Source organism: Acrocarpospora sp. B8E8, from assembly GCF_039871605.1.
In the GTDB taxonomy this organism is placed as follows: domain Bacteria; phylum Actinomycetota; class Actinomycetes; order Streptosporangiales; family Streptosporangiaceae; genus Acrocarpospora; species Acrocarpospora macrocephala.
Genome location: NZ_JBDPLV010000009.1, coordinates 119063 through 143012, shown reverse-complemented (window position 1 = coordinate 143012; position 23950 = coordinate 119063). Strand labels below are relative to the sequence as shown.

Genomic DNA, 23950 nt, shown 5'->3' with positions numbered 1-23950 from the left:
GGCTCCCCTCAGGCCGTGTGCGCCGGTGGGCGCCAGCGGAGCAGGATCGATTCGAGCAGCATCGACCCGCGGTTGATGCCGTAGCCGAGCAGGCCGGCGGTGAAGATGTAGCCGAACGCGACGGCCGAGTTGCCGTTCTGCTGCTGCTGGGTGACCTCATGCCCGATCCCCGGCAGTGTGGTGAGGATCTCGACGCCGATGGCGACCAGGATCGAGGTGGTGGCGGCCAGCCGGAGGCCGGTCATGATGGACGGCGTCGCGCTGGGCAGCACCACCTTGGTGTAGCGCAGCAGCCGCGGGATCCGGTACGCCCGCACCGTTTCCGAGATCATCGGGGGCACGCTGCGGGCGCCGTACTGCGCCTGCAGGAAGATCGGGAAGACGCAGGCGATGAAGACCACGGTGGACTTCATCTCGGGTGTCGAGCCGAGCATGAGCAGGAACACCGGCAGCAGCGCGATGACCGGGAACGACCGGAGGAAGTCAACCAGGATGCGCGAGGAGAGCTCGGCGGCCGCGTAGGTGCCGGTGACGAGGCCCAGTGGCACGCCGACGGCCCCCGCGAGCAGGAGCCCGGCGAGCGCGCCGCGCAGCGTGTCCCAGACCGCCTGCCAGAACACCGGGGTGCCGAGCAGGTGCAGCCATTCGGTCGCCACCGAAGCGGGGCTCGGCAAGGACGACGCGGTGAACAGCCCGGACACGGTCGTCGCGCTCCAGAGCAGCAATACGAGGACCACGCACAGCAGCTGGTACGCGTGGACCCTCGCCCGTCGGCCACGGGTCTTGGAGCCCGCCGCGGCGGGCTCCAAGACCTCGGTGGTCGCCGCTTGGACCGGTGTGGTCATGATGCGGTCACTCCGACCTCGTGGTGGTCAGCATCTGGTCCCAGTAGATCGTGCTCTCGTCCGGGGCCACCTTGAGAAGCCCGAACCCCAGCATCTCCTTGATGATCATGGACACGACGCCCTTGTCGACCTCGGCGCTGTAGATCTGGATCTGCCGGTTCTTGATGTACTCAGGCGCCATCGTCGTGTACTTGACGTCGATCGCGCGCACGTCGTCCGGATGCGAGTTGGCGTAGGTGACCGCCTTGGCGACGGCGTCGGTGAACTTCTTGGCCGCGGCGGCGTTGGCCGCGAGCCAGGTCCTGTCGGCGAACAGCACCGACTGCGGCAGGCCCGGTACGATGTTGGTGCCTTCGCCGATGGCGGTCAGGCCTTGGGCCTTGGCCGCGTCGAAGAACGACGCGAACGTGTGTGCCGCGTCGACCTGGCCGTTCTTGACCGCGTCGACCAGGCCGTTCAGCGGCAGCGCCACGAACTTGATCGTCGACGGGTCGACGCCGGCCTGCTTGGCCGCGTATTCGGTGACGAACTGCACGCTGCCACCGAGCGCCGCCACGGCGATCGTCTTGCCGCCGATGTCGGCGAAGGACTTGATCGGGCTGTCCGGCTTGACCATGAGGCCGTCGCTCGGCGGGGTCTTCCTGGTCGCGACCTGCAGCGCGGACACGATCTGGACCGGCAGTTTGGACGCGGCCGCCTTGAGGAAGCCCGGGCTGTCGGTCATGGCGAACTGCGCCTCGCCGTTGACGATCGACGGCGCGTTCTGCGAGGTGTCGGCGGCGCCGGGCTTGATGGTCACGTTCAGGCCGGCCTCCTTGAAGTAGCCCTGCTCCTCGGCGATGTACAGCGGCTCGAACGTCGCGCCCGTCGAGCGGAGGACGGTGATGCTGTTGGTGTTGCCGGTACCGTCCCCGCCCGTGCCGGCCGGGGCGTCGCTACCGCCACAGGCGCTGAGTGTGCCGGCGGCGGCGACGATGATGGCGATAGTGGCGCCAAGGCGGGTCCGGCCCGCCCGGCCCAACGAACCTCGCGACATGTTGCTCCTCTGCGGGACGTTACCGGTAGGTGCGATGGGGGCCTGGTCTACGGCCGGCCGTGCACCCAGTCGTAATGTGTCCGAAACCTACTGTCGACACAAGGCCGGGTCAAGCGTCCGATGCCGAATTGACGCCAAATCTGTCGACATTCTGGCCAGTTCGCACGCCAGCGTCGGTGCGGATGGGTGCGTGGACAGACGCAGAAGCGCTCCGGTTGGCCGCCCTTGACGATAAAAACTGTCGACACTAGCGTGAGCTGTTGTGACTCACGACAGCCCGACCCCGCCACCGCCGAACTGGTGCTGATTCCTCATGGCCGACCGCTTCCGAGACGTCTACATCGTCGACGCCGTACGCACCCCGATCGGGAAGTACGGCGGCGCACGCGCTCGCCTGCCTGGGGGAGTGGCCTGACCTCGACCCGGCGGTGGTCAACCCGCGGGGCGGCGCCATCGCGATCGGCCGCCCGCTCGGCGCCTCTGGCGCCCGCATCGCCGGAGCCGTCGCCCACCAGCTCGCCGTCGCGGGCACCGGCACCGGGCTCGCCGCCCTGTGCGTCGGCGTCGGCCAAGGACTGGCCCTGGTAATCGAACGCTGACGGTGGCGGTTACCGCTTCGGCGACGCCATCCAGGCGGCGATCTGCGTACGCGAGTTGAACCCCAGCTTGTTCAAGATGCTGCGGACGTGGCTGTCGACGGTGTGCTCGGATATGAAGAGACGCGTTCCGATCTGCTTGTTGCTCAGGCCCTCGGCGATCAACCGTGCGACCTCCGCTTCCCGCTTCCCCAGCGGCGGAGCGCCGACGTCGTCTGCAGCGGCGGCGACGGGCGTCGGCTCGCCGAGCGCGAGTCCGATCGCGGCGTCTCGGCTCAGATGTTTCCCGGTAGCAAACTCGGCCTCGAACCTGGGCGCCCCCAGCGCCGCCGTCGCCGAATTCTCGGCTCGGGCCAGCAATGGGCCAAGGAATGACATGACGCTCGCGCCGATGCTCGTTCGCACGGTTTCGGCCGCCCCGAACAGCTGTGCCGCCAACCGCGCTTGGCCGGAACTCGCCGCGTGGCAGCCTGACGCGTAGAGCAAATGGTGCTGTGCCACCCGGTCATCGATCTGTTCCGCGATCCTCAGGGCTTCCGCGAACAGCGGCTCCGACCCGTCGAGATCACCGGCGATCAGCGTGGCCAAGCCCAGGTTCATCAGCATCATGCCGAGGCTGTAGAGGTCGCCCGCTTCCCGGCTGAGCCGTGCGCCCTCCCTCGCCGCGGACCTGACCACGTCGAGATCGCCGGCGAAGAGACCGTTGAGCGCCCGCGCCTGGAGCGACATGAGCGTCGCGGGAAGATCCTTCGCGGGCACCTGGGCCGCATCGGCCAAGCGTTCGGCCAATGCGCGATCATCGGCCATGCTCGCGGCGATCGATGCCAGCGAGAGGGACTGCGACAGCAGGCTGGGCAGGCCCGCTTCCCGAGCCGCCGACACCGCTCGGTCCAGCGCCGGCCTGGCGGCCACAGGATCTGACTGCAACACGGCCAGAAACCCGCGCATGAAGTACGCCTTGGCGTGCGTCCGGGAATCGCCGCCCCCGCGCGCGAGCAATTCGTCGAGCCACCGGACACCTTCACTGGTCGCGCGGGTCATCCAATACCAGCCGAGGGCGTAGGCGAGGGCGATTCCGCGTGCCGAGCCCTCCGGAGTCATGCATCGCCGCAGGACCGATCGGACGTTGTCGATTTCCAGATCCATCCATTCGAGCCACTCCACAAGCCGATATCGAGCTTCGGCCGCGGATCGCCGGCACCTCGACTCGTAGTACTCGGCGCATCGCCGCGCGACGGTTTCTTCCTCACCGGCCTCCCGCAACTTGAGGCGGGCATATTCGCGCATGGTCTCGTGCAGGTGATAGGAGGCGAAGCCCTTGGCGTCCTCTTTCATCACCAGGGACTTGTCGACGAGCGACGACAGGAAGCCGAGCGCATGCGCTGCCGGAACGTCGCCGGATGTGCAAACCGACTCGATGTCTTCGAGGGTGAACCTGCCCGCGAACACGCACAGCCGCCTCAGCAGCGTCTGCTCGCCTGCCGCCAGCAGGTCGTGGCTCCAGTCGATGGTGGTACGCAGCGTTTGCTGACGCGGCAGCGCGACGCGGCCTCCTCCGGTGAGCAGACCGAACCGGTCGGTCAGGCGATCGAGGATCTGCTCGACGGTGAGGACCCGTGTCCTCACCGCCGCCAGTTCGATCGCCAGCGGTAGACCGTCGAGGCGGCGGCACAGATCGACCACGCTCGCCTGGTTCGCGGCCGCCAGCTCGAACCTGCCTGATCCGGCGGCGGCTCGTTCCACGAACAGCATGACCGCCTCGTTCTGCCGCAGCTGGGTGAGAGGCGTGGCCACGTGAGTCGAAGGCAGTTCGAGAGGGGGGATGGGCACCACGTGCTCACCCGGCACAGCGAGCGGCTCCCGGCTGGTGACCATCACGCGCACACCTGGCGCCGCCTTCATGACTTCCGTCACGAGCCGAGCGGTTGCTTCGAGCAGGTGCTCACAGTTGTCCATCACCAGCAACAGTTCCTTGTCCCGTAGGTAGGACAGGAGCAGGGCCAGGGGATCGGTGACTACCTGGTTCCGCAGATCCAGGGCCACGATGACGGCGTCGCCGACCAGTGCGGGATCCCGTACTTCAGCGAGTTCGACGAACCACGCGCCGCCGGGGAAGCCACGTCCGAGGTCGGTCGCGATCCGGATCGCGACGCGTGTCTTGCCGACCCCGCCAGGCCCGACGAGGCTGACCAGGCGGGCCTCGGTGAGTTTCTTCCTGACTTCTGCCAGCTCGCGGCGGCGGCCTATGAAGCTGGTCGTCTCCGCCTGCAGGTTGCCGGAGCGGCGCGGGGGTCTGGCCATGGTTGACATGGACTTTACTACCGCTACGGGCGCCGCCGCCGATCGGTGTTAGCCACCTAATCACGAATTTCAGTGATTTCGACGCTCGCGCGTGCTGCCTAGGCTGGCGGCCGACGCACGCTCGCGTGAAAGGGTTCTGAATCGGTGAATATGAGGCGCACCATGAAGGCAATCCGCTACTACGCTTACGGTTCGCCTGAGGTCGTCCTCCGACTCCAGGACGTCGATGTGCCCGCCGTCAACGACGATGAGGTGTTGATCCGGGTGCGTGCGGCCTCGGTCAATCCGCTGGACTGGCACTTCATGCGGGGTAAGCCGTACATCGCCCGGACCCAGGTCGGCCTCTTCCGCCCCAAGACCAGCGGAATGGGCGGAGACCTGGCGGGACATGTCGAAGCCGTAGGCAAGAACGTCACCAAGTTCCAGCCCGGGGATGAGGTGTTCGGCGGCAGAGGGGTGGGTCTCATTGATCGCGCCGCGTCGTTCGCCGAGTACGCCAGCCTTCCCGAGAACGGAATGCTGGCGAAGAAGCCGGCCAACCTGACCTTCGAGCAGGCGGCGTCCGTACCAGTGGCGGCGTTGAGCGCCTTGCAGGCGCTGCGTGACAAGGGGCGGATCCAGCCCGGGCACAAGGTTCTGGTCAACGGCGCGGCGGGCGGTGTCGGGACTTTCGCGGTGCAGATCGCCAAGACGCTGGGCGCCGAGGTGACCGGCGTGTGCAGCACACCGAACGTTGAGATGGTCCTGTCGATCGGCGCCGATCAGGTCATCGACTACACCAAGGAGGATTTCACCCGTACCGGGCAGCGCTATGACGTGCTTATCGACCTGGTGGGAAACCGGACCCCAGCGGAAAGCAGGCGCGCCCTCGCTCACCGGGGAATACTTGTGGGAGCTGCGCCGACCAAGGGCCAGTGGGCCGGCCCTGTGATCGGCGTGCTCAAGCTGATCGTGCTCTCACGAATCGTGAGCCAGACGATGGTTTCCTTTCTGGCGAGGGAGAGCCAGGACGATCTCACCGTTCTGAGCGGTCTTCTCGAGGCGGGAAAGATCGCACCAGTTATCGATCGGACCTATCAGCTGAACGAAGTCCCCGAGGCCATCGCTTACCTCGAAAAAGGACATGCCAGGGGAAAGGTCATTGTCATCGTATAAGGCATCAGTCTGATGTCGCCGGGACTACGGGGTGAGCAGGCCCCAATAGGCTGCCCAGGGAACGAAGACCGCTCCGCCTGCCATGAGCAGGCCGAGCCGGACGCCGCCGCCCGACTGGCGCCAGCGGACGGCGAGGGCCGCTCCCGCGGCGATCACCCCGACCGCCAGCAGTTGCAGGAGCAGCCAGAGCGGCGGTCGGCCGAGCACGGTGCCGCCCGCCCACGCTGGTGGCGCCGGTCGCGACGATCGAAAACAGATACGTCAGAGTGCCGAGTACGGTCACCAGCCCCCCGAGAGCCGTCAGCCAGGCCAGCCGACGGACCGACGTCGGACTGCGGCGAAGTCTGTTGCGAAAGAGCCCGCTGACGAGGAAACCGGCGAACGCCGTCAGCATCACCGCTAGCAGTGTGAGCTGCAGGCTGATCGACTCGTACCAGGCCAGCGGGCGCACGGGCTCGCTCACCAGCGTCTGGGGAGGTGGCTGGTCGGAGCGCTGGTCGCCCGGGAGTATCCGGCGCGCTTGTCATAGATCAGCACCACGATCCCCGCTCTGGCGAAAGCCTCGGCCTCAGGCCGGTAGGAGTCGCGACCGCGGGCTCCGGCTCCGGCGATCAGCACCAGTCCCGGCCATCGCTTTCCGGTCGGGGCAGGAGCGATCACGGTGCCGTACAGCGTGGTGGTGCCGTTCTGGAAGGTGACGTCGGTGTTCACGAGGTCATCTGCCGCGGCGGGTGCCGGGATGGTCAGCGGGGACAGGGCGGCCGAGACGGCCGCGATCCAGCGGCCTAACCTTCGGTATTTGCTTTTGGGCAGCACGGAGTGCTCTCCTTTGGCTGGAAGTTGGTCACATCAGGGCCTCGCCCATCGGGCGAGGTGTGGCGGCTTCCGCTGCCTGGGCCGTTGAGTTGCCGCTCGACGGCCCAGGATCGACTCAGCTCAGACGTCCTCCTCAGAGTCGGGGAAGGCGATGAACCGGGTGAGCACCGTGCGCGCTCCCCGGGGGGTCTGTTCCGGGTCGCGCTGATATCGCTTGAGCAGGGCGAGGTAGTCCTCGAAGAAGTCCGCGAGCTCATCCAGGTCCACCCGGATCGAACCGCGTGAGTACGGCATGGCGTCCGACCACTCGCCCATCCGCTCACGCTCCGTCTGAAAGCGGGCGAAGGTCTCCAGATCCTCGGTCAGCCACAACGCGTTGAGCTGCTCGATCGCGGCCTGCAACTCAGGACTCTGCTGGCTGAGCATGGGGAAGCGGACGCTACGGCGGGATAGTTTCCACCACCGCTCCCGCCCCTGCCCTCGATCCGGCACCTCTTCGACAAGCCCGTGCCCGGCCAGGATCCGCAGGTTGTAGCTGGTGCCCCCGGTAGTGATCCGGAGCCGGTCGGCCAGCGTCGTGGAGGTGGCTTCACCAAGGATCTCCAGCTCCCGCAAGATGCGCTGGCGCACCGGATTGGCCAGCGCCTTCGCCGTCCCAAGGTCCGCGATGGAATCAGTCACACATCCACGATAAATCATGCACGAATAATCGTGCAAGCGGGTGCGCCTGGTGTCACCTGGTGCTCGCCGTCGTTTACACAGACCTGTTGAATGTGCAATGTCACACAGTAAAACCAAGGTGATGTCGAACCTATAAAGAGATCTTGTAGATATACGGACAATGCCGGAGATTACGGATGTTTCCCCCGAGTCTCTGGAGGCATCTGTGCCACCGTTACGAGCAGCCGTCATCGCCGTGGGTCTGGTCCTGATCGGAGCCACCCCGGTGCAGGCGCTCAGCACCCCCACCATCACCGTCGAACAGGCGCGCACCCAGCCGGTTTTCTCCTACGCCGACGCCATCCGCGAACACGTCTACGTCGAGTCGAGCATCGACAGCGACTCCGACGGGCAGTTGGACCGGGTCCGGGTCGACATCATCAGGCCCAACCAGTCGGGTCCCGGCCTCAAGGTGCCGGCGATCATCGATGAGAGCCCGTACTACGACAACTCCGGCCGAGGCAACGAATCCGAGCGCAAGGTTTACGACTCGGCGGGCAACCTCGCCAAGTTCCCGCTGTTCTACGACAACTACTTCGTGCCTCGCGGGTACGCGGTGCTCAACGTCGACATGATCGGAACCACCAGGTCCGACGGCTGCCCCGACGTCGGCGGGCGGGCGGACGTGCTGGGCGGCAAGGCCGTCATCGACTGGCTGAACGGCCGCGCCGCCGCCTACCGCGCCGACGGCACGCGGGCGTTCGCCGACTGGAGCACCGGCAAGGCCGGGATGATCGGCAAGTCGTACGACGGCACGCTGGCCAACGCGGTCGCGGCGACCGGCGTCGAGGGCCTGGAGACCATCGTCCCGATCTCCGCGATCAGCTCCTGGTACAAGTACCAGCGCTCCAACGGCGTGGTCTACAACTACGATTACATGTCCTTCCTGGCGAGGGCGGTCGACACCGACCCGATCGCCAAGTGCGCCGCCGTACGGGCGGGATTGGACGCCCAGGACGGCGACGACACCGGCAATTACAACCCCTTCTGGGCCGAGCGAGACTACATCGACGGCACGCTGGGCGATGCCCGCAGCGTGCGGGCCAGCGTGTTCGCCGTGCACACGGTCAACGACCTGAACGTCAAGCCCGACCACTTCTCCACCTGGTGGGACGCGCTGGCCAAGCGGGGCGTGCCGCGCAAGATCTGGGTCGGCCAGTACCAGCATGTGGATCCCTTCGACTTCGAGGGACGCCGGGACGTGTGGGTCGACACGCTGCACCGCTGGTTCGACTACTGGCTGATGGGCGTCAATAACGACATCATGCGGGAGCCCCGCGCCGACGTGCAGGTCGGTCCCACCGAGTGGATCACTCAGCGTGACTGGCCCGCGTCGGAGGCGTCGGGCCACGTCTTCCGCCCGGCGGCCGACGGGACGCTCGGCCTCGTTCAGGCCGGCAAGGGGGAGACCGCGACCTTCACCGACATCCGCCAGTCGGAGAACACGATGGTCGCCAACGTCGGCACGATTCAGCCGGGTCGGGTGGCCTTCACCACCGGCGAGCTGCCCGGCGACCTGCGCCTGTCCGGTACGCCCGTGATCAAGCTGAGCGTGGCGCTCGACAAGCCGACCGCCAACCTGACCGCGCTCCTCGTGGACTTCGGGGACGACTCCAGGATCGACTGGAGGCGCGGGCAGGGCATCACCACCCTGACCGAGGAGAGCTGCTACGGCGAGGCCACCGCCACCGACGACGGCTGCTACCGCAAGGTCGTGACGAACATGGTCACCCGGCCGCTGGAGATCGTGGCCCGCGGCTGGATCGACGTGCAGAATCGCGACTCGCTCAGTGAGTCCTCCCCGCTGGCCCCGGGAACGTACGGCGAGGTCGAATGGGAGACCCTGCCGCAGGACTACACCTTCAAGCAGGGGCATCGGCTGGGTCTGGTGATCGCCGGAACCGACTCGACCTACAGCGGCGAGACGGCCACCGGGACCAACGTCACGATCGACCTGCAAAGGAGCAGGGTGCGGATCCCGCTCGTCGTCGGCGCCGGTCCCGTGCTGAACGACAGCGACGTCGCGGCGAGGCGCGGCAGCTGGATCGGCCCCGGCGAGATCGACCTGCCGGTGCCGGACAACCGTCTCTACTGATACCGGGACGATCCCCGGCAGATCTCAGGGCCCGGCGGCATCCCCGCCGGGCCCGCCCGCCGACGCGTTGTGCTCGCATCTAGCCGCATGAGGGGGGCTCGCCGTTGTCCGCGCCCTCTCGCCGGCCTCCGCGTGCACATCCAGCGGCGATGCTCACTTAGGTATGGATCGTTGAGACCGCCGGTGCCTGCTTCGGCGCTGGTGTCGCGTTGGTCAGTCTTTGAACCAGACTCTCAGCGGTCCGATCACTGTGAAGCCGTCAGGCGCTTCGTCTTCGTAGCCGACGAGGTCGCGGCCGGGGTGGAGCCGGGCGGCCATGGCGACGATGCCGGGCCAGGGGTTGTCGCCGGAGACGTTGGAGACGCCGACGACATTGTCGCTGGTGTTGAGCGCCGCGCTGTTGCCTCTAGTGTCGCGCAGCAGGGTGATCGTGTCGTCGGCGTTCAGGTCCGGGCGGAAGACCCCCTCGGGAAGGACCCCCGGATCGGTCACCACCTGCCACTCCTCACCCGGTGTGCCTGCCCGGCGGTGGATCCATCGGGCTTCGAAGAGCACCGTGAACCCGGCGGCCGACAGGTCGAGGGTGGCGAAGCTGTCCTTCACCGAGGCGCCCGAGCTCGTGTCGATGCCGTCGAGCACGTCCTGAGCGGTCGCGTCCGGGGTCAGCGAGATGGCGTCCGGATAGTGCATCGGGGTCCTGGCCGGGTTGGTCCACGCGCGCTCGCCAAACCTGCCGGGCAGCCCGTGTGTCACGCACACCGCTTCACACCAGACGGCGTTGTTGCGTACCGCTTCGAGCAGTCGGGGGTGCATGGTCGGCTCCTGTGCTGGTTGGGTTTGCGTGGTCGCCACGGGATGGGTGGGGCCTTTGGTCAGGGATGTCGATAACGCCGCGCGGCTCGCCGTCGTGAGCATCAGTGGTGTGGCCATTCTCGGCCAGCGGCAGGCGGCTCCCGGCATAGTTGTGCGAGCCGGCACGGGACGCGTCACCACGGCATGATGATCGGCCATGTTGGTGCGCTTGGCCCATCTCGCCGTGAGAAAGTACGCGAGGCCGGACGTGCTCGACCGCGTCCGGGGCGCGCTGGCCGCTTACCCTGACGGCCCGTACCCCTACGACCCGTCTGGTAGTTACGTGGTTCTTACCGTGGTGAATCAGTGGTCGCCCCGGATGTTCTTAGCCCGGTATCGGGCGCACAGTGAAGGCATGTTGACCACATCAGACCTGGCCCAGGTGTTGTTCGCATCCTCGCTGCAGCCCTCAGACGACCTCTCGCCCGACAAGATCAGGACGGCCATCGACGACAGGCTGTGCTCCTGCGACGGCGACGCCGCGGTGTGCGCCGCCTTCGTCGCCCAGGAAGCCGGTGACCATCCCGAGTCTTTCGCCAGCCGCATGCGCTGGGCGCTGAACGCCGTGACCACCGCTTACCGGCAGGCGGTGTGACATCCATGCATCCGTGGTTCGCCGAGCCGATCCTTCCTATCGACGGACGTCGTATCGCAGATGGGTGACCCGGTCGCCTTGGACGATCTCCGGGTTGCCGAGGAGCGCGGGTGGACCGTCGTACGCGCCGAAGAACCGTACGCCCTTGCCGAACACCACCGGGACCAGGTCGACCTGGAGTTCGTCCACCAGGCCAGCGGCCAGGGCCTGGCCCAGCAGGTCACCGCCGGTCAGCGACACGTCTTTGTCACCGGCTGCGGCCTTGGCTTGGGCGATCGCACTAGCCAGGCCAGCGGTGACGAACGTGAACGGCGCCTCCGGGAACGGCCAGTCCGTCGGCGGTTCGTGGGTCACCACGAAGACGGCGTCGCCGGCTGCGGGGCGGCCGTTCCAGCCGTTGGTGATGTCAAACAGGCGACGGCCGATCACCGCCGTTCCGATCCGCGACCAGGTTTTCTCCATATACGCGGCGCTGGCGGCCGAAACGTGGAAGACCCGCTCTGGGTCGCCGCCGTTGAAGGGAACGTCCCCGTTGTTGTACCAGTCGAAGAGCGGACCTACCTGGTCCGACTCGTCGGCGATGAAGCCGTCCAATGAGACCGTCGCGCTCGCGATTACCTTGCCCATGGTGGGTTACTCCCTTCCGAAGACCGGATCTGCCTGGGACGTCGGAGCCGGTGCCCCGGATCGGACAGGGGTGCGAGTGCTGGTAGGTGCCGAAAATCGTGTCACCCACACTATTTTCGGCACGCACAACTTCGCGAATGACTAAATGCGCAACGAGGGGTGGGCATTCTGGGCATATTGGTAATCGTGACGCTAGTGTCATTTACGAGCCGTGGTTGTCTCGGGCGACGCCGCGACCGCTCGCGCAGTCCTCGGCATCTGCCTGGACAACACGTGGACTTGTCAGAGAGGAGAGATCATGCTTCGCCATGACGGTAGCTGGTGGCACAACTTTTGGGCCCACGGGGCCTCTCTCACGTTTTTCGGTCTATCCCATACGACGGGCACTGGCACCCAGAACGATGTCGCGCGGCACGGCGGCTGACCGCGGCCGGCGGCAGCATGGCATCGACGATCACCCGGCGGCCTGCCACGCTCCACAGTGCGCGGACGGCATGGCGATCGATGTCGCGTGACAGGTCCGGATCTCGCCATCTCCTACCCTGCCGCATGCAAACTTTTCCTCTGCAAGGCGCGTCTCACCCTTTGTGGGAATACTGTTTCGCGGCACCGCTGCAGCCGTCGCCTTTTTCGTCGCTGCGGGGCCGGCCGCCGCCCACGCCGTGGCGCCGGCCGGTCAGTGGAGTGTCGTCCATGACGACCGCCGTGACTCCTACGACGCGGTGACGGTGACGCCGGGCGGGGCGGTCTGGGTCGCCGGGACCAGGCGCCCGGATCGCGGATCGAGCGGCACCGAGTCGCTCCTGCTCAAGGGCGGCCGCTCGACCTTCAAGCGTGTCACCGGGCCGGGCTTCCGGGTGAAGCGGCTGACGTCGGCGTCCGACACCAGGGTCTGGGCGTTCGGCGCGTCGCGGTACGCCCGGTGGGATGGCAAGCGCTGGCAGGTCAAGCGATGGCGCTATGGCCGAGTGGATCGGGCGTACGCCATCGGCAGGAACCTGGGGGTCATCGAGGACTCAAATGCGTTCCCCGCGGCCGGTGACGCCGGGTGGAAGGCGCGGTCCACGCTGCGGCGCCTGGCCGGGTCGGTGTGGCGCAAGGTCCACACGCCGATCGTGGTCAAAGGACTCGACGGCCGGTGGGCGGCGGGCTCGGTGCGGGGCACGGCGGCGCTGGCCCGCTGGACCGGCACGGCCTGGCGCGCGGTCGCGCTTCCAGCGATTCCGTCCGCACGCTCGGGCCAGATCTCGGAGCTGACGGATGTCGCGGTCGACGGTGAGACCGGCCGGGTGATGGCCGTCGGCTGGGTCGCCTGGCCGTGCGGCGGTGCGAAGCACTCCTTCTGCGGTGAGACGTTGCTGCTGTCCGGCTATCTGGGCAGCTGGAACTTCGAGGTCCGTGGTGAACCGGGCATCCAGCCGCGCGCCCAGGCGGAGCCCGACGGCAGAGGCGGGGCCTGGGTCGTCTACGACGCCAAGGGCGGAGGCAGCGGGTTTCTGCACATCGGCACCGACAGCGTCGAGCCGGGCGCCTTTCCGGCTCCGCCGAACCAGAACGCGTCCGTCCGTGACCTCGCCATCCAGCCGGAGAGCGGTTCCGCCTGGGCGGTCGGCGCGGCACCTTCTGGCCGCGGCGGTTTGATCTGGGCCTACGGCCGCTGAGTCGGCTGGGCATCGGGGCCACACGGACGGAGGGGCTGACCACCAGAACGCACACGCAGCGGGCGGGAGGACGTGGCCGCTTCATCTCGCCCGAACAGGTGCGCAAGCAAGTCGACCTGGCCCGGGCCAACGTGGATTCATCGCGCTCCTGGCCGGCCACGTCATAGTGATCGTCGCGGCTGCCACGACGCTGGCGGCGGCCGGCTCCGACCCTACGGTCCTGCTCATCACCATCGTCGGCCTGAGCGTCCTGCTCCCGTTGCGGTACCTCGCTGCGGTCTCCTCCACCGATGAGTGGGCCGCATCCGTACGAGCGCTGGTCAATGTCGGCCGCAAACCTCTGGCCGAATCCCTCGGCCTCAAGCTTCCGGCGGACCTGGCGGCGGAACGCACGATGTGGGACCTGGTCACCAAGCTGTCCCGCATCCCGTACCACGAACGGGCCGTGGCGCTGGACCAGTTCCGCGCCGACACCCCGGCCGTTCCTGCTGCGGGATAACTGGCCCTATGGCGGCCCGAATACGACCCCTATGACCGATTGCCAAAATCCTACGTTTTAACCCTGTTTGGGTTAATTGCGTAGGTGTTCGAGGCATGATGGATTGCATGTGTTTGATCATCTGAATCTGCCGTCATCGGAGGGGGAGACATGAAGGTTGCGCGTACCCGACGACGACGGCAGGTCATCGTACCCCTGGCCCTATCGGTGATCGCCACCACGGCGGGGACGGCCAACGCTCAGGTGGTCACCAAGAGCAGTCCGTTTCCCTGTCAATCGTCGGGTGCCGAGAAGCCGGTAATCATCCTGGTTCACGGCGCCTGGGCCGGCACGTCGAGCTGGAACGGCGAGGTGAACGCTCTGCAAGAGGCGGGGTACGTCGCCAGGGCCGTACCGAATCCGCTCCGGAGCCTGACCACCGATGCCGCGGCCGTGGCAGACTATCTGAGGACCATTTCTGGCCCGATCGTGCTCGTCGGGCACTCCTACGGGGGATCGGTCATCACGAACGCCGCCGCGGGCAATCCCAGTGTCAAGGCTCTTGTGTACGTTGACGCGGCCGCGCCTGACGTCGGGGAGACGACCGGTCAGCTCAGCGGCTCCGGATCCGTGCTCAACGAGAATCCCGCTTCCCTGTACTACGACGTGTCCTATCCGGGAGCGCCTAAGGGAGCGAAAGACCTCTACCTCCGGCAGGAGATCTTCGTCCGTTCTTTTGCCTCCGATCAGCCCCGGGACGTCGCGATGCGTCTGTGGGCCTCTCAGCGTCCCGCCTCAACCAATGCGTTCACGACGCCGTCGAAAACGGCGGCGTGGAAGACGATTCCGTCCTGGGCCTTCATCAGCAGCGGCGATCAGATCATCACTCCGGCTTCGAAGCTGGCCATGGCCCACCGGGCACACGCGAAGATCACTGAGTTTCAGGGTGGGTCCCATTTGACGTTGATATCGCATCCGGATGAGGTGACGGCAGTTATCGCATCCGCGGTCTGCTCTGTACGCTAGGCGGCCGATGGCAGGGCGGCGACGTGTCACGCTGGGATACTCGATCGCATGAAGATAACGCTGGTGCGGGGGGATATCACTCGGCAGGACACAGATGTTGTCGTCAATGCCGCGAACTCCTCGCTGTCGGGTGGAGGTGGCGTTGACGGGGCCATCCATCGGCGTGGTGGACCCGAGATTCTGGCGGAGTGTCGGCAGTTGCGGGCGTCGCGGTATGGCAGGGGGTTGCCGACGGGGCAGGCGGTCGCGACCACTGCTGGGGAGCTGCCGGCGCGGTGGGTGATTCACACGGTCGGGCCGGTTCATTCGGTGGGGGAGGACAGGTCAGGGCTGCTGGCCTCCTGCTATCGGGAATCGTTGCGAGTGGCCGATGAACTCGGTGCGCGGAGTGTCGCTTTTCCCGCGATCTCTACGGGGATCTATCGGTGGCCCATGGAGGATGCGGCCCGAATCGCTCTCGGCACGGTGCGGTCAGTGGATACGCGGATCGAAGATGTCAGGTTCGTGTTGTTCGACGTGGTGGCGTACCAGACGTTTGAACGGGTCCTTCAGGGCCTGGGGCCAACGGATGAGGAGATCGAGGCGGTGCTCGCCGAGGAGCCGTCCGAACGTTGGGAAAAGCTGTTCGCGCTGGCCGACGGGCTCACGGATGCCGATCTGGAGGTTACCTGGGAGGGCGGAGCGGTACCGGGCGAAGAGGGCGTCTACGCGATTTACAGCGAGGCTTTGAACGCCGTCTTCAGCATCCTGGTCGGACTGAAGATCATTGTGGTGTTCGATTGGTGGGCGTGGCACCAGGTCACGCCCCTGTTTCCCGACGGGAATGGGCTGGACCAGGCTCCCGTCGCCGACGCGGCGCGACTGGCGACCGCCTTTCTCCGGGGGGAGCGATTCTCTGACGGGACGATACAGGAAGCGATTCGGAACGGCGCCCTCCAGGCCATCGTGCGGCGGCTGCGCCATTGGTACCAGCACGAACGCCGATGACGCTCAGGTTCCGTCTGGCAGGTCGGCGCTCAACGCCCCGAGTGGGGAGTTCGGCTGGCGCGGTTCACGAACGCCGCCTTCGTCGCCGGGATCATGACGAACCCACACCGTCACCCTGGCCCAGCGGCCCACGCGCGTACCCGGAAGCGGATCTTGAGCGACGACGATGCCGTGCATTGACGTGGCAGGCCCGTCATTTCGGCGTCACCTGGCGGCTCACGTCGACGATCAGCGCCTGCGACAGGCCGCGCACCACTTCCTGGCGGCGGACGAGGGCACCCTTATGCGGGACATCGTCGATTTCACCGCCCCGTACGGCTCACTGGGCACCCTCGCGGAACTCCTGGTCCTGCGCCGCTACATGACCAGGCTCATCTTCCCGCGCAACCAGCACATCAAGGAGCTCACCGAAGCGACGGCCCGAGACGCTGGTTGAACCGCAGGCCCTCCATGAACCCTGATGGCGCCTGTCCCGGCTCAGGGACCACCAAGTCCAAGCGATTCCTTTCTCGATTGGTGGTCGTCATAGCAATGGGTGAACTGTTGTCAGCAGGAGGGGACAGGGTGTGGCCGAGGACAGCGTTGTCGTCGCCGCGGTGCGGGCGGGGGACGAGTCGGCGTTCACCGCGTTGACCGAGCGCTACCGGCGAGAGCTTCAGGTGCATTGTTACCGGATGCTGCGGAAGCACCTGCCACGGCAACGGTCGCAATGGGGTCCGGCGACCGATCCCAGCGCGGCCGAGCGTGCGCTGCTGCAGCGTTACATGGACGCCCACCAGCGGCGCGACACCCACGTGCTGGCTGACCTGCTGCGCGAGGACGTGCGCGTTTCGTTTCCGCCGCTGCCGTTCTGGGTCGAGGGAAGCCAGGCGTTCATTACAGGCAGCACGGAGTTCGCGGCCGCCGGGGAATACCGCTACCTGGCTACCCGGTCCAACTTGCAACCGGCAGGAGCTGATCGTCGAGGGCTTGCGGGACATGGACACTTATCTGCTTGGGCGTGTCAACTATCACGAGCAGGCGGCCCACTGGCCGAATTCGACCGACGAGATCGCGCCCCTGATAAACGACATGACAAAGATCGTCTTCTCCGAGACCCTGGACCGGGTCGAGTGGGCCAACGCCCGGCTGGCAACTGCCGACCCCGCCACCGAGATCGCACAGCTCAAGCAGCGACCCGGCAAGAACATCGCCGTGGCCGGCGTTGCCCGCTTCGTCCAGTCGCTGTCCAGGCTCGGACTGATCGACGAGTACAGCCTGATCGTCCACCCGTTGGCCCTCGGGACGGGGCTGCCGTTGTTCCCCGGCCTTCCCGAACCGATCAGCATGCGGCTGATCAGCATCAAGCACTTCGACACCGGCGCGTTCCACGTCCGCTATCGACGCGCCTGACAGTCGGCGCATTCATCCTTTGGGCTGGCAGGTTGTGCGACGGTGATATGTAGACAGCCTATAGATCAGCTGTCCTCAATCTACGGTCCGGACGACCTGGGCTACTTGAGCTCCCAGCCGGGTCGTCTACGCCGTGTATGTGGAACTCGATAGGCCCAGTAACAGCCCGTCAAAACGCAGGAAACTGCCAACGCGTCCGTCTGCAGTAACCGCGAGCACGTGCCTTCTCCCAGTTTGCACTGATTATCGGGCTGCGTATTGGGCTAGTCCCGCTGATCTATCCAATCGGAGAGCCGACGATGACCCTGGTCCCAGGCCTCCCATGCCCGCCACTAGTGGCTGCGTCGGCCACAGCACGGGCCACGTGGCCATCCGCAACACGGGCACACACAGGCCTCCTGCCATAGCAACAGCAAATCGAAGGAGTAGCACGTGAGACGCAGCCTGGTTCTCATCGGGGCTCTGACGTTAGCCGCGGTGGCCTCGGTCGCCGGCGCGGGGGCCGCCATGGGCGACCCGGTGGCCGGTCCCATTGCCACGAACCTGCCACCACGAGTAGACCTGATCAGCCCGACAGACGGCTCCATAGGCGTGTCAGGGTGCCCGATCACGTTCAGCGCCAGCGCCGTGGACGTCGACAACGAGATCATGCAGGTCCGGCCAGCCATCCCGATCTTCGCCCCCGACGGGATCGACCGGGTGGAGTTCTATGTCAACGACCGCCTGCTGGCCACCGACAACATCGCGCCGTACGAGATCACGGTCGACCGCGGACCGTTCATCCCCCAGAGCTTGGGCAAGAACACGGCATTCGCGCGCGCGTATGACACCGACAAACCCCAACTGAACGCCGACTCCCAGATCGTGTCGTTCCTATTGGTCGACCCGCCCCCTGGCCTGCCCGACGAGCCCTATTGCCCGTAAGCAACCCCACCGCTCGCTCCGCCCCCCAAGATCCCACCCGGTACCCGCCTAGGGGAGCCTGGGCATGCGGCGCGGCCTGCCCATCAGGCCGCGCCGCTCGGCCAAAGGGTCAGCTGCGCAGGTAGGAGGCCCCGTTGAGGTCGATGATGGTGCCGCTCGCCCATTCGGCCGCCGGTGAGGCCAAATACAGCACGGCGGCGGCGACCTCCTCGGGCACCGCCACCCGTCCGAACGGGCTCTGCGCCCGAATCGCGTCGCCCCGCGGCGCCTTGAGGTGCTCGTTCGTCATATCGGTCTCGACGAACCCGGGCGCCACGGTTCCCACGGTGATGCCGCGAGGAGCCAGGGCGATGGCGAGCGACTGGCCCAGCGCGTTCATGCCCGCCTTGCTCGCGCCGTACGCGGGACTGTCCGGCTCCCCGCGGAAGGCGCCGCGCGACGAGACGTTGATGATCCTTCCGCCGCGGGCCATGTGCCGTACGGCGCACCACGTCGCGTTGGCCGCCCCGAGGAGGTTGACGCCCAGAGTCAGGTGCCACGCGGCCTGCCACTCCTCGTAGGAGACCTCCGTGATCGGATGGGAGAAGAAGACGCCGGCGTTGTTGACCAGCACGTCGATCCCGCCGAGGGCCTCAGCCGCCGAGTCGACCATCCGCCGCACCTCATCGGGATCGGCGAGGTCGGCCTGCACGACGGCATGGCCCTCTCCCGGCAATTCGGCGCGGAGCCGTTCGGCCAGCTCCGGCGAAGCCCGATGGTGGATCGCGACCCGGTCGCCCTCGGCCGCGAACGCCGTCGCGACAGCCCGTCCGATTCCCCGCGACGCCCCAGTGACCACTACCGCTCGTCCGCTCACCGGCCGGACACTAACAGGTCGACGTGCTCCGGGCGGATGGGGCCCCCTTTGCCTCCGACCGGCCGACCCAGGAGACTGGGGAGGCATGAGCCTCGACACCGCGCGGATCCGCGCGCTCTACCCTGCCCTTTCTGACGGATATGCCTGGTTGGACGCGGCCGCGGGCACCCAGGTGCCGCGACCGGTGATCGATGCCATCGCCGCCGCCTACGCCGAGGGCATCGGCAACGCCCACGGAGCCTTCCCGGCCAGCGCACGGTCCGATGAGATCGTCTCGCGGGCTCGCCAGGCCGTCGCGGATCTCGTCGGCGGGGACGCGGACGGCGTCGTGTTCGGCCCCAACATGACCACCTTGACCTACCGGTTCGCGTACGCGCTGGCGAAGGACTGGGGCCCGGACGACGAGATCGTGGTCTCCCAGCTCGACCACGACGCGAACGTACGGCCATGGGTGCAGGCCGCCACCCGGGCCGGAGCCCGGATCAGATGGGCGGCCGTCGACGTGCCGAGCGGGGAACTGCCCGCCGAGCAGTACGACGAGCTCGTGACCGACCGCACGAGACTCGTCGCCGTCACCGCGGCCAGCAACATCCTGGGCACCATGCCCGACGTCCGGCGGATCACCGCGCGGGCCCATGCCGTGGGAGCGCTGGCCTACGTCGACGGCGTGCACGCGACGCCGCACACCCCGATCGACATGGTCGCCCTCGGCGCGGACTTCTACGCGACCAGCTCCTACAAGTGGTCGGGACCGCACATCGGAGCCGTCATCGCCCGGCCTGACCTGCTCGTACGGCTGTCGCCCGACAAGCTCGCCGCATCGCCGGACGAGGTGCCGGACCGGTTCGAAACGGGCACCCTGCCCTTCGCCGACCTGGCCGGGGTGACCGCCGCGGTCGACCATCTCGCCGGACTGGACCCGGACGCGACCGGCACCCGGCGGGAACGGCTGCTCGTCTCGATGACGGCGGTCGAAGCCCACGAGCAGGCCGAGCTCGCGCACTTGCTCAAGGGCTTGTCGTCCCTGCCCGGCGTCGGCCTGATCGGCTCGCCCCCGCGCCGTACGGCCACCGCGTTCTTCGACGTCGCCGGGCACAAGCCCCGCCAGGTGGCCGAGCACCTGGCGGCCCGCAAGGTCAACGTGTGGGACGGGCACTGCTACGCCTGGGAGCTCACGGGGGCTCTCGGCATCCGCGACACCGGTTCTGCCGTACGGGCCGGGCTGGTGCACTACAACGACAGATCGGACGTGGACCGCCTGCTCAACGCCCTGGAGGACCTGTGATCGGCTGACCCGGTGCGAGCGGCCCAGCCGTCTGAGCCGTCGCGGTAGTCGTCGCGTCGCCGGTGGCCCGGGTCAGTGGGCCGCCTCGTACGCTTCGATGACGGTGGCCGCGATCCGGCCCCGCTCGTTCACCGGATAGTTGTTGGCCTTGGCCCATTCTCTGATCTCGTGGGACTTCTCCCGGCTGAGCTTGGGCTGGCTGACGCCGGCCCGCCGCCCGCGACCGGGCCTGGCCTCGCGAACCAGTCGCCCGTTGGTGATGTAGGGCGCCAGGAATTTCTCCAGCTTGTCCTTGTTGGCTTCGCTCAGATCGATTTCAAAGGTGTCCTTGCCCCAGCCGAACTGGTAGGTGGCGGCACCCGCGGTGCCGTCCAGGTCGTCGGTGACCTGCTCAACGATGTGCTTGGCCATGGTCCGCTCCTCATGCCGCCGCGATATTTGCCATACCTTAACGGCTGAACCGGGCCAGTCGAAAATCGGAAGGACTATTCTTTCCGCAAAGCAATTCCATGCTGCTTTCTCGCCAATCCGTCGTGATCACCCGCGACGCCGGGGGATGGGCCGGCGGTGACCCGAAATCGATGGGGTCACCACGGTGACGGCTCACCTGCCGCTCTGATTCCGGCCGTTAGGGTGGCGGTCGTGGATCTTCAGAGCCTGCGCTACCCGATCATCCAGGCCCCGATGGCGGGCGGTCCGTCCACGCCCGAGCTGGCGGCGGCGGTGTCCGGGGCGGGCGGGCTGGGTTTCCTGGCGGCCGGGTACCGGACCGTCGCGGAGCTGCGCGCCGACATCGCGGCGGTGCGGGCGCGTACGCAGGCTCCATTCGGTGTCAACCTCTTCGTGCCTGCCGCGGACCGCCCCGCCCCAGGTCCGGTGGAGACCTACGCGGAGCTGCTGCGCCCCGACGCGGACCGGTACGGCGTGCGCTTGGGGGACCCTGTGGCCGACGACGACGGCTGGGCGGAGAAGCTCGCTCTGGTGGTCGGGGAACGGGTGCCGGTGGTGTCCTTCGCCTTCGGGTTGCCCGCCCGGGAGATCGTCGAGGAGTTGCGCGGGGCCGGGGCGCTCGTGCTGGTGACGATCACCACCCCGGCTGAGGCGGTCGCCGCGTATGAAGGGGGTGCCGACGCCTTGGTGGCCCAGGGGATCGAGGCGGGCGGGCACCGGGGCGGGTTCACCGACGAGGGCGACCTCGGACTGCTGACCCTGCTGCGGCTGGTGGCACGGCACACCCCGCTTCCCGTGGTGGGCGCGGGAGGCGTCATGGACCACGCGGGGGTGGCCGCGGTCCTGGCCGCGGGCGCGGTCGCCGCCCAGTCGGGCACCGCCTTCCTGCGCTGCCCGGAGGCGGGCACGAGCGAACCCCACCGGGCCGCGCTGACGTCGGCGCCGGCCACCGCGCTGACTCGGGCCTTCACCGGGCGCCTGGCCCGGAGCTTGGTGAACCGGTTCCTGGCCGAGCATTCGGCACACGCGCCCGCCGCCTATCCGCAGGTCCACTGGCTGACCGCCCCGCTGCGCGCCGCCGCCCGCCGGGCGGGTGACGCCGAGATGATCAATCTGTGGGCGGGGCAGGGGTTCGCGCTCGCGCGGGACGTGCCCGCCGCCGGGCTGGTCCAAGAGCTGGGGGCCCAGCACACCCGCTGACCAGCGACGGCACCCGGTCCCGCACATGTGATCGAGACGCGACACCGGGACCTGGGATGGCGACCTTCACGGCGTGGCCACGACAACCCGCGATCGGTCCGTCGCGAGCTTGACGGCGAAGGCGCCAAGCAGCGTGCCGGTGACGTAGCGCTGGAAGCGAAGCCAGGTCGGCCGGTCTTTCAGGAAAGCGGCCAGGCTTCCAGCCGTGAGCACGATCAGCAGGTTCACCGCCATGCTCACCGTGATCTGTACGGTGCCCAGCATGAAGCTCTGCATCATCACATGACCTGCCGCCGGATCGATGAACTGCGGCAGCAGCGACAAATACAGCACGGCCGCCTTCGGGTTGAGCAGATTAGTGACCAACCCCATGGTGAACAGCCTCAGCGTCGAATCAGGCTTCAGTTCACCAGCCTCGAAAACCGAGACGCCGCCCGGCCGCAACGTCTTCCAGGCGAGATAAAGCAGATAACCGGCTCCGGCCAGCTTGATCGCCGTGTACGCGGCAGGGACCAACGCGAACACCGCGGTGAGCCCCAAACAGGTAGCCGTCAGGTAGGCGAGAAACCCGACGACCACGCCGGTGAGCGAGAAGAGCCCGGCCCGCCGCCCCTGAGCGATCGACCGTGAAACCAGATAGACCATGTTCGGCCCAGGCGTGAGCACCATAGCCAGAGCCACCACTGCGATCCCGCCCAAGCCCCCATAGTTCACCGCGTCCCCCTTCGCATCGGCTCCAGAGTAAAGGCGTCCTGGCAAGCCTTTGCACCTGGGGATCCGTACGTCTCGGTAACCGGCGTCCACGTGCTGATGTCTGCAAGCGGCGGGCAACCAGCTCTCAACGGCATGGGCGGACCCTGCGGTCAGGCATTCCCTCCGACGGGAGAAGCACGTGTCAGCATTACGCTCAGCCGCGGTCATCGCGGCGGTTCTCACTTTCTCCACCACGATCGCGGTGGCCCCCGCCTACGCGATCGACGCCAGCGCGTCGGTCCAGGGCGGCGAACTCAACTACACGGCCGCGCCGGGCCAGGTCAACCATGTGGTGTTCACCCTCACCGACCCCAACACCTACCTTGTCGACGACATCGTCGCCATCACCCCGCTCGACGGCTGCGCCCACCCCGACGCCAGGGACCTCACCCTGGTCCAGTGCACGGCCGAGTTCGGCTTCGGCGGCCAGCTCATCGTCGACGTCGGCGACCTCGACGACATCGTCAACCCGACGGGCCCCAACCACGCCCTGATCGGCCTGGGCTCCGGCGACGACATCGCCTACGGCTACCCCGGCAGCATCGGCTCCCTGGTCGACGGCGGCCCGGGCGACGACCTCATCCACTCCGGCCCTGGCAAGCACCTGATCGACGGCGGCACCGGCACCGACACCGTCAGCTACGCCGCCCGCGTCGCCCCGGTCACCGTCGACCTGGCCGCCTGCCCCTGCGGTGAGGCCGGCGAAGCCGACACCCTGAACGACGTCGAGAACGTCATCGGCGGCTCCGCATCCGACACCCTGACCGGCGACACCCTCGCCAACACCCTGACCGGCGGAGGCGGCAACGACGACATCACCGGCAAGTCCGGCAACGACACCCTGAACGGCGGCGTCGGCATCGACACCCTGAACGGCGGCCTGGGCGCCGACACTCTGAACGGCGGCTTAGGCGTCGACACGTTGACCGGCGGCTGGGGCAACGACGTCTTGAACGGCGGCCTGGGCAACGACACCCTGCGGGGCGGCTGGGGCAACGACACCCTGAACGGAGGCCTCGGCTTCGCCGACGACTGCAACGGCGGGCTGGGCGTCGACGTGGAAATCGGCTGCGAGCTGTAACCCACGCTGCCGCGGGCCCACCTCCACGGGCCCGCGGTGGCCCTGGCACGCCGCCCTTGAGGACAGGATGCCGGGGCCGCGAGGGCGTGGCTAATCGGTGATGATGGCGTCCCGCGGGCCTCCATAGACCGGGTTCCTGTCGTAGCGCTTGTCGGTGACGAGCAGGCGGGGTCGGCTCTACGCCCTCACCCTCGATGGGGCGTCATCTGCTCTGACCTG

General features: G+C 67.5%; 24 protein-coding genes and 2 pseudogenes. 15 read left to right on the top strand and 11 right to left on the bottom strand.

The window, feature by feature from the left end; genetic code table 11:
* Positions 1 to 8 precede the first annotated feature (8 nt).
* Positions 9 to 845, bottom strand: coding sequence for an ABC transporter permease subunit (locus ABGB08_RS11065; protein ID WP_347589063.1), 837 nt, complete (start codon positions 843 to 845; stop codon positions 9 to 11).
* A 7-nt stretch (positions 846 to 852) separates the two neighbouring features.
* Entirely contained in the window at positions 853 to 1881 is a 1029-nt protein-coding gene (locus tag ABGB08_RS11060) for an ABC transporter substrate-binding protein (protein WP_347589061.1), read from the bottom strand.
* A gap of 371 nt (positions 1882 to 2252) precedes the next feature.
* Here ABGB08_RS11060 and ABGB08_RS11055 point away from each other — a divergent pair.
* Positions 2253 to 2480: pseudogene (locus tag ABGB08_RS11055) on the top strand (3-oxoadipyl-CoA thiolase); the annotation flags it as partial.
* 9 nt (positions 2481 to 2489) lie between these two features.
* Here ABGB08_RS11055 and ABGB08_RS11050 read toward each other — a convergent pair.
* On the bottom strand, positions 2490 to 4778 hold the full coding sequence (locus ABGB08_RS11050) for a LuxR C-terminal-related transcriptional regulator (protein ID WP_347589059.1): 2289 nt from the start codon (positions 4776 to 4778) through the stop codon (positions 2490 to 2492).
* A gap of 228 nt (positions 4779 to 5006) precedes the next feature.
* Here ABGB08_RS11050 and ABGB08_RS11045 point away from each other — a divergent pair, with 228 nt between their 5' ends.
* Positions 5007 to 5933, top strand: coding sequence for an NAD(P)-dependent alcohol dehydrogenase (locus ABGB08_RS11045; RefSeq protein WP_347589057.1), 927 nt, complete (start codon positions 5007 to 5009; stop codon positions 5931 to 5933).
* Between the two features lie 24 nt (positions 5934 to 5957).
* On the opposite strand, the gene ABGB08_RS11040 is transcribed toward ABGB08_RS11045, so the two are convergent.
* From ABGB08_RS11040 to ABGB08_RS11030, 3 genes are all read right to left on the bottom strand, one after another.
* Positions 5958 to 6140 carry a hypothetical protein gene (locus ABGB08_RS11040; protein WP_347589055.1) on the bottom strand — a complete coding sequence of 61 codons (183 nt, stop codon included), beginning with the start codon at positions 6138 to 6140 and terminating at the stop codon, positions 5958 to 5960.
* Between the two features lie 252 nt (positions 6141 to 6392).
* A complete protein-coding gene (locus ABGB08_RS11035) occupies positions 6393 to 6749 on the bottom strand; it encodes a hypothetical protein (protein WP_347589053.1) in 357 nt (118 codons plus the stop codon).
* Between the two features lie 120 nt (positions 6750 to 6869).
* Positions 6870 to 7430: a helix-turn-helix domain-containing protein gene (locus ABGB08_RS11030; RefSeq protein ID WP_347589051.1), complete on the bottom strand. Its 561-nt coding sequence runs from the start codon at positions 7428 to 7430 to the stop codon at positions 6870 to 6872.
* A gap of 205 nt (positions 7431 to 7635) precedes the next feature.
* Here ABGB08_RS11030 and ABGB08_RS11025 point away from each other — a divergent pair, with 205 nt between their 5' ends.
* Positions 7636 to 9564, top strand: coding sequence for a Xaa-Pro dipeptidyl-peptidase (locus tag ABGB08_RS11025; RefSeq protein ID WP_347589049.1), 1929 nt, complete (start codon positions 7636 to 7638; stop codon positions 9562 to 9564).
* Between the two features lie 213 nt (positions 9565 to 9777).
* Here ABGB08_RS11025 and ABGB08_RS11020 read toward each other — a convergent pair whose 3' ends face one another.
* Positions 9778 to 10377, bottom strand: a complete 600-nt coding sequence (locus ABGB08_RS11020) for a hypothetical protein (protein ID WP_347589047.1) — start codon at positions 10375 to 10377, stop codon at positions 9778 to 9780.
* A gap of 223 nt (positions 10378 to 10600) precedes the next feature.
* Here ABGB08_RS11020 and ABGB08_RS11015 point away from each other — a divergent pair, with 223 nt between their 5' ends.
* Positions 10601 to 11011, top strand: a complete 411-nt coding sequence (locus ABGB08_RS11015) for a hypothetical protein (protein ID WP_347589045.1) — start codon at positions 10601 to 10603, stop codon at positions 11009 to 11011.
* A 36-nt stretch (positions 11012 to 11047) separates the two neighbouring features.
* On the opposite strand, the gene ABGB08_RS11010 is transcribed toward ABGB08_RS11015, so the two are convergent.
* Positions 11048 to 11638, bottom strand: coding sequence for a dihydrofolate reductase family protein (locus ABGB08_RS11010; RefSeq protein WP_347589043.1), 591 nt, complete (start codon positions 11636 to 11638; stop codon positions 11048 to 11050).
* 587 nt (positions 11639 to 12225) lie between these two features.
* Between ABGB08_RS11010 and ABGB08_RS11005 the strand changes: the two genes are divergently transcribed.
* The 8 genes and pseudogenes from ABGB08_RS11005 (at position 12226) to ABGB08_RS10970 (ending at position 18106) form a co-directional block, all read left to right on the top strand.
* Positions 12226 to 13299, top strand: coding sequence for a hypothetical protein (locus tag ABGB08_RS11005; RefSeq protein ID WP_347589041.1), 1074 nt, complete (start codon positions 12226 to 12228; stop codon positions 13297 to 13299).
* Positions 13300 to 13465: 166 nt separating this feature from the next.
* A complete protein-coding gene (locus ABGB08_RS11000) occupies positions 13466 to 13798 on the top strand; it encodes a hypothetical protein (RefSeq protein WP_347589039.1) in 333 nt (110 codons plus the stop codon).
* Between the two features lie 150 nt (positions 13799 to 13948).
* A complete protein-coding gene (locus tag ABGB08_RS10995; protein ID WP_347589037.1) occupies positions 13949 to 14803 on the top strand; it encodes an alpha/beta hydrolase in 855 nt (284 codons plus the stop codon).
* 48 nt (positions 14804 to 14851) lie between these two features.
* Positions 14852 to 15352 (top strand): annotated as a pseudogene (locus ABGB08_RS10990) (O-acetyl-ADP-ribose deacetylase); the annotation flags it as partial.
* Positions 15353 to 15388: 36 nt separating this feature from the next.
* Positions 15389 to 15790, top strand: coding sequence for a DUF6508 domain-containing protein (locus ABGB08_RS10985; protein ID WP_347589193.1), 402 nt, complete (start codon positions 15389 to 15391; stop codon positions 15788 to 15790).
* A 166-nt stretch (positions 15791 to 15956) separates the two neighbouring features.
* Complete coding sequence (locus tag ABGB08_RS10980) at positions 15957 to 16226, top strand: hypothetical protein (RefSeq protein ID WP_347589035.1); 270 nt, start codon at positions 15957 to 15959, stop codon at positions 16224 to 16226.
* Between the two features lie 308 nt (positions 16227 to 16534).
* Positions 16535 to 17182 (top strand): dihydrofolate reductase family protein, encoded by a 648-nt coding sequence (locus tag ABGB08_RS10975; protein WP_347589033.1) that lies wholly within the window; start codon positions 16535 to 16537, stop codon positions 17180 to 17182.
* Between the two features lie 432 nt (positions 17183 to 17614).
* Positions 17615 to 18106: an Ig-like domain-containing protein gene (locus tag ABGB08_RS10970; RefSeq protein WP_347589031.1), complete on the top strand. Its 492-nt coding sequence runs from the start codon at positions 17615 to 17617 to the stop codon at positions 18104 to 18106.
* Between the two features lie 109 nt (positions 18107 to 18215).
* Here ABGB08_RS10970 and ABGB08_RS10965 read toward each other — a convergent pair whose 3' ends face one another.
* Positions 18216 to 18962, bottom strand: coding sequence for an SDR family oxidoreductase (locus ABGB08_RS10965; protein ID WP_347589029.1), 747 nt, complete (start codon positions 18960 to 18962; stop codon positions 18216 to 18218).
* Positions 18963 to 19047: 85 nt separating this feature from the next.
* Here ABGB08_RS10965 and ABGB08_RS10960 point away from each other — a divergent pair, with 85 nt between their 5' ends.
* Positions 19048 to 20247, top strand: a complete 1200-nt coding sequence (locus ABGB08_RS10960) for a cysteine desulfurase-like protein (protein WP_347589027.1) — start codon at positions 19048 to 19050, stop codon at positions 20245 to 20247.
* A 72-nt stretch (positions 20248 to 20319) separates the two neighbouring features.
* Here ABGB08_RS10960 and ABGB08_RS10955 read toward each other — a convergent pair whose 3' ends face one another.
* Complete coding sequence (locus ABGB08_RS10955) at positions 20320 to 20658, bottom strand: Lsr2 family protein (RefSeq protein WP_347589025.1); 339 nt, start codon at positions 20656 to 20658, stop codon at positions 20320 to 20322.
* Positions 20659 to 20889: 231 nt separating this feature from the next.
* Here ABGB08_RS10955 and ABGB08_RS10950 point away from each other — a divergent pair, with 231 nt between their 5' ends.
* Complete coding sequence (locus ABGB08_RS10950) at positions 20890 to 21897, top strand: nitronate monooxygenase (protein ID WP_347589023.1); 1008 nt, start codon at positions 20890 to 20892, stop codon at positions 21895 to 21897.
* Between the two features lie 66 nt (positions 21898 to 21963).
* Here the strand turns inward: ABGB08_RS10950 and ABGB08_RS10945 are convergent, their stop codons facing one another.
* Positions 21964 to 22611 carry a LysE family translocator gene (locus ABGB08_RS10945; RefSeq protein ID WP_347589021.1) on the bottom strand — a complete coding sequence of 216 codons (648 nt, stop codon included), beginning with the start codon at positions 22609 to 22611 and terminating at the stop codon, positions 21964 to 21966.
* Between the two features lie 178 nt (positions 22612 to 22789).
* Here ABGB08_RS10945 and ABGB08_RS10940 point away from each other — a divergent pair, with 178 nt between their 5' ends.
* Positions 22790 to 23731, top strand: a complete 942-nt coding sequence (locus ABGB08_RS10940; RefSeq protein WP_347589019.1) for a calcium-binding protein — start codon at positions 22790 to 22792, stop codon at positions 23729 to 23731.
* Positions 23732 to 23950: the final 219 nt, after the last annotated feature.

Coding starts and splice junctions, on each gene's coding strand:
- ABGB08_RS11065 (WP_347589063.1), bottom strand. CDS start 845: ATGACCACACCGGTCCAAGCGGCGACCACCGAGGTCTTGGAGCCCGCC.
- ABGB08_RS11010 (WP_347589043.1), bottom strand. CDS start 11,638: ATGGGCAAGGTAATCGCGAGCGCGACGGTCTCATTGGACGGCTTCATC.
- ABGB08_RS10960 (WP_347589027.1), top strand. CDS start 19,048: ATGAGCCTCGACACCGCGCGGATCCGCGCGCTCTACCCTGCCCTTTCT.
- ABGB08_RS11060 (WP_347589061.1), bottom strand. CDS start 1,881: ATGTCGCGAGGTTCGTTGGGCCGGGCGGGCCGGACCCGCCTTGGCGCC.
- ABGB08_RS10980 (WP_347589035.1), top strand. CDS start 15,957: ATGCCGTGCATTGACGTGGCAGGCCCGTCATTTCGGCGTCACCTGGCG.
- ABGB08_RS11020 (WP_347589047.1), bottom strand. CDS start 10,377: ATGCACCCCCGACTGCTCGAAGCGGTACGCAACAACGCCGTCTGGTGT.
- ABGB08_RS11050 (WP_347589059.1), bottom strand. CDS start 4,778: ATGGCCAGACCCCCGCGCCGCTCCGGCAACCTGCAGGCGGAGACGACC.
- ABGB08_RS10995 (WP_347589037.1), top strand. CDS start 13,949: ATGAAGGTTGCGCGTACCCGACGACGACGGCAGGTCATCGTACCCCTG.
- ABGB08_RS10955 (WP_347589025.1), bottom strand. CDS start 20,658: ATGGCCAAGCACATCGTTGAGCAGGTCACCGACGACCTGGACGGCACC.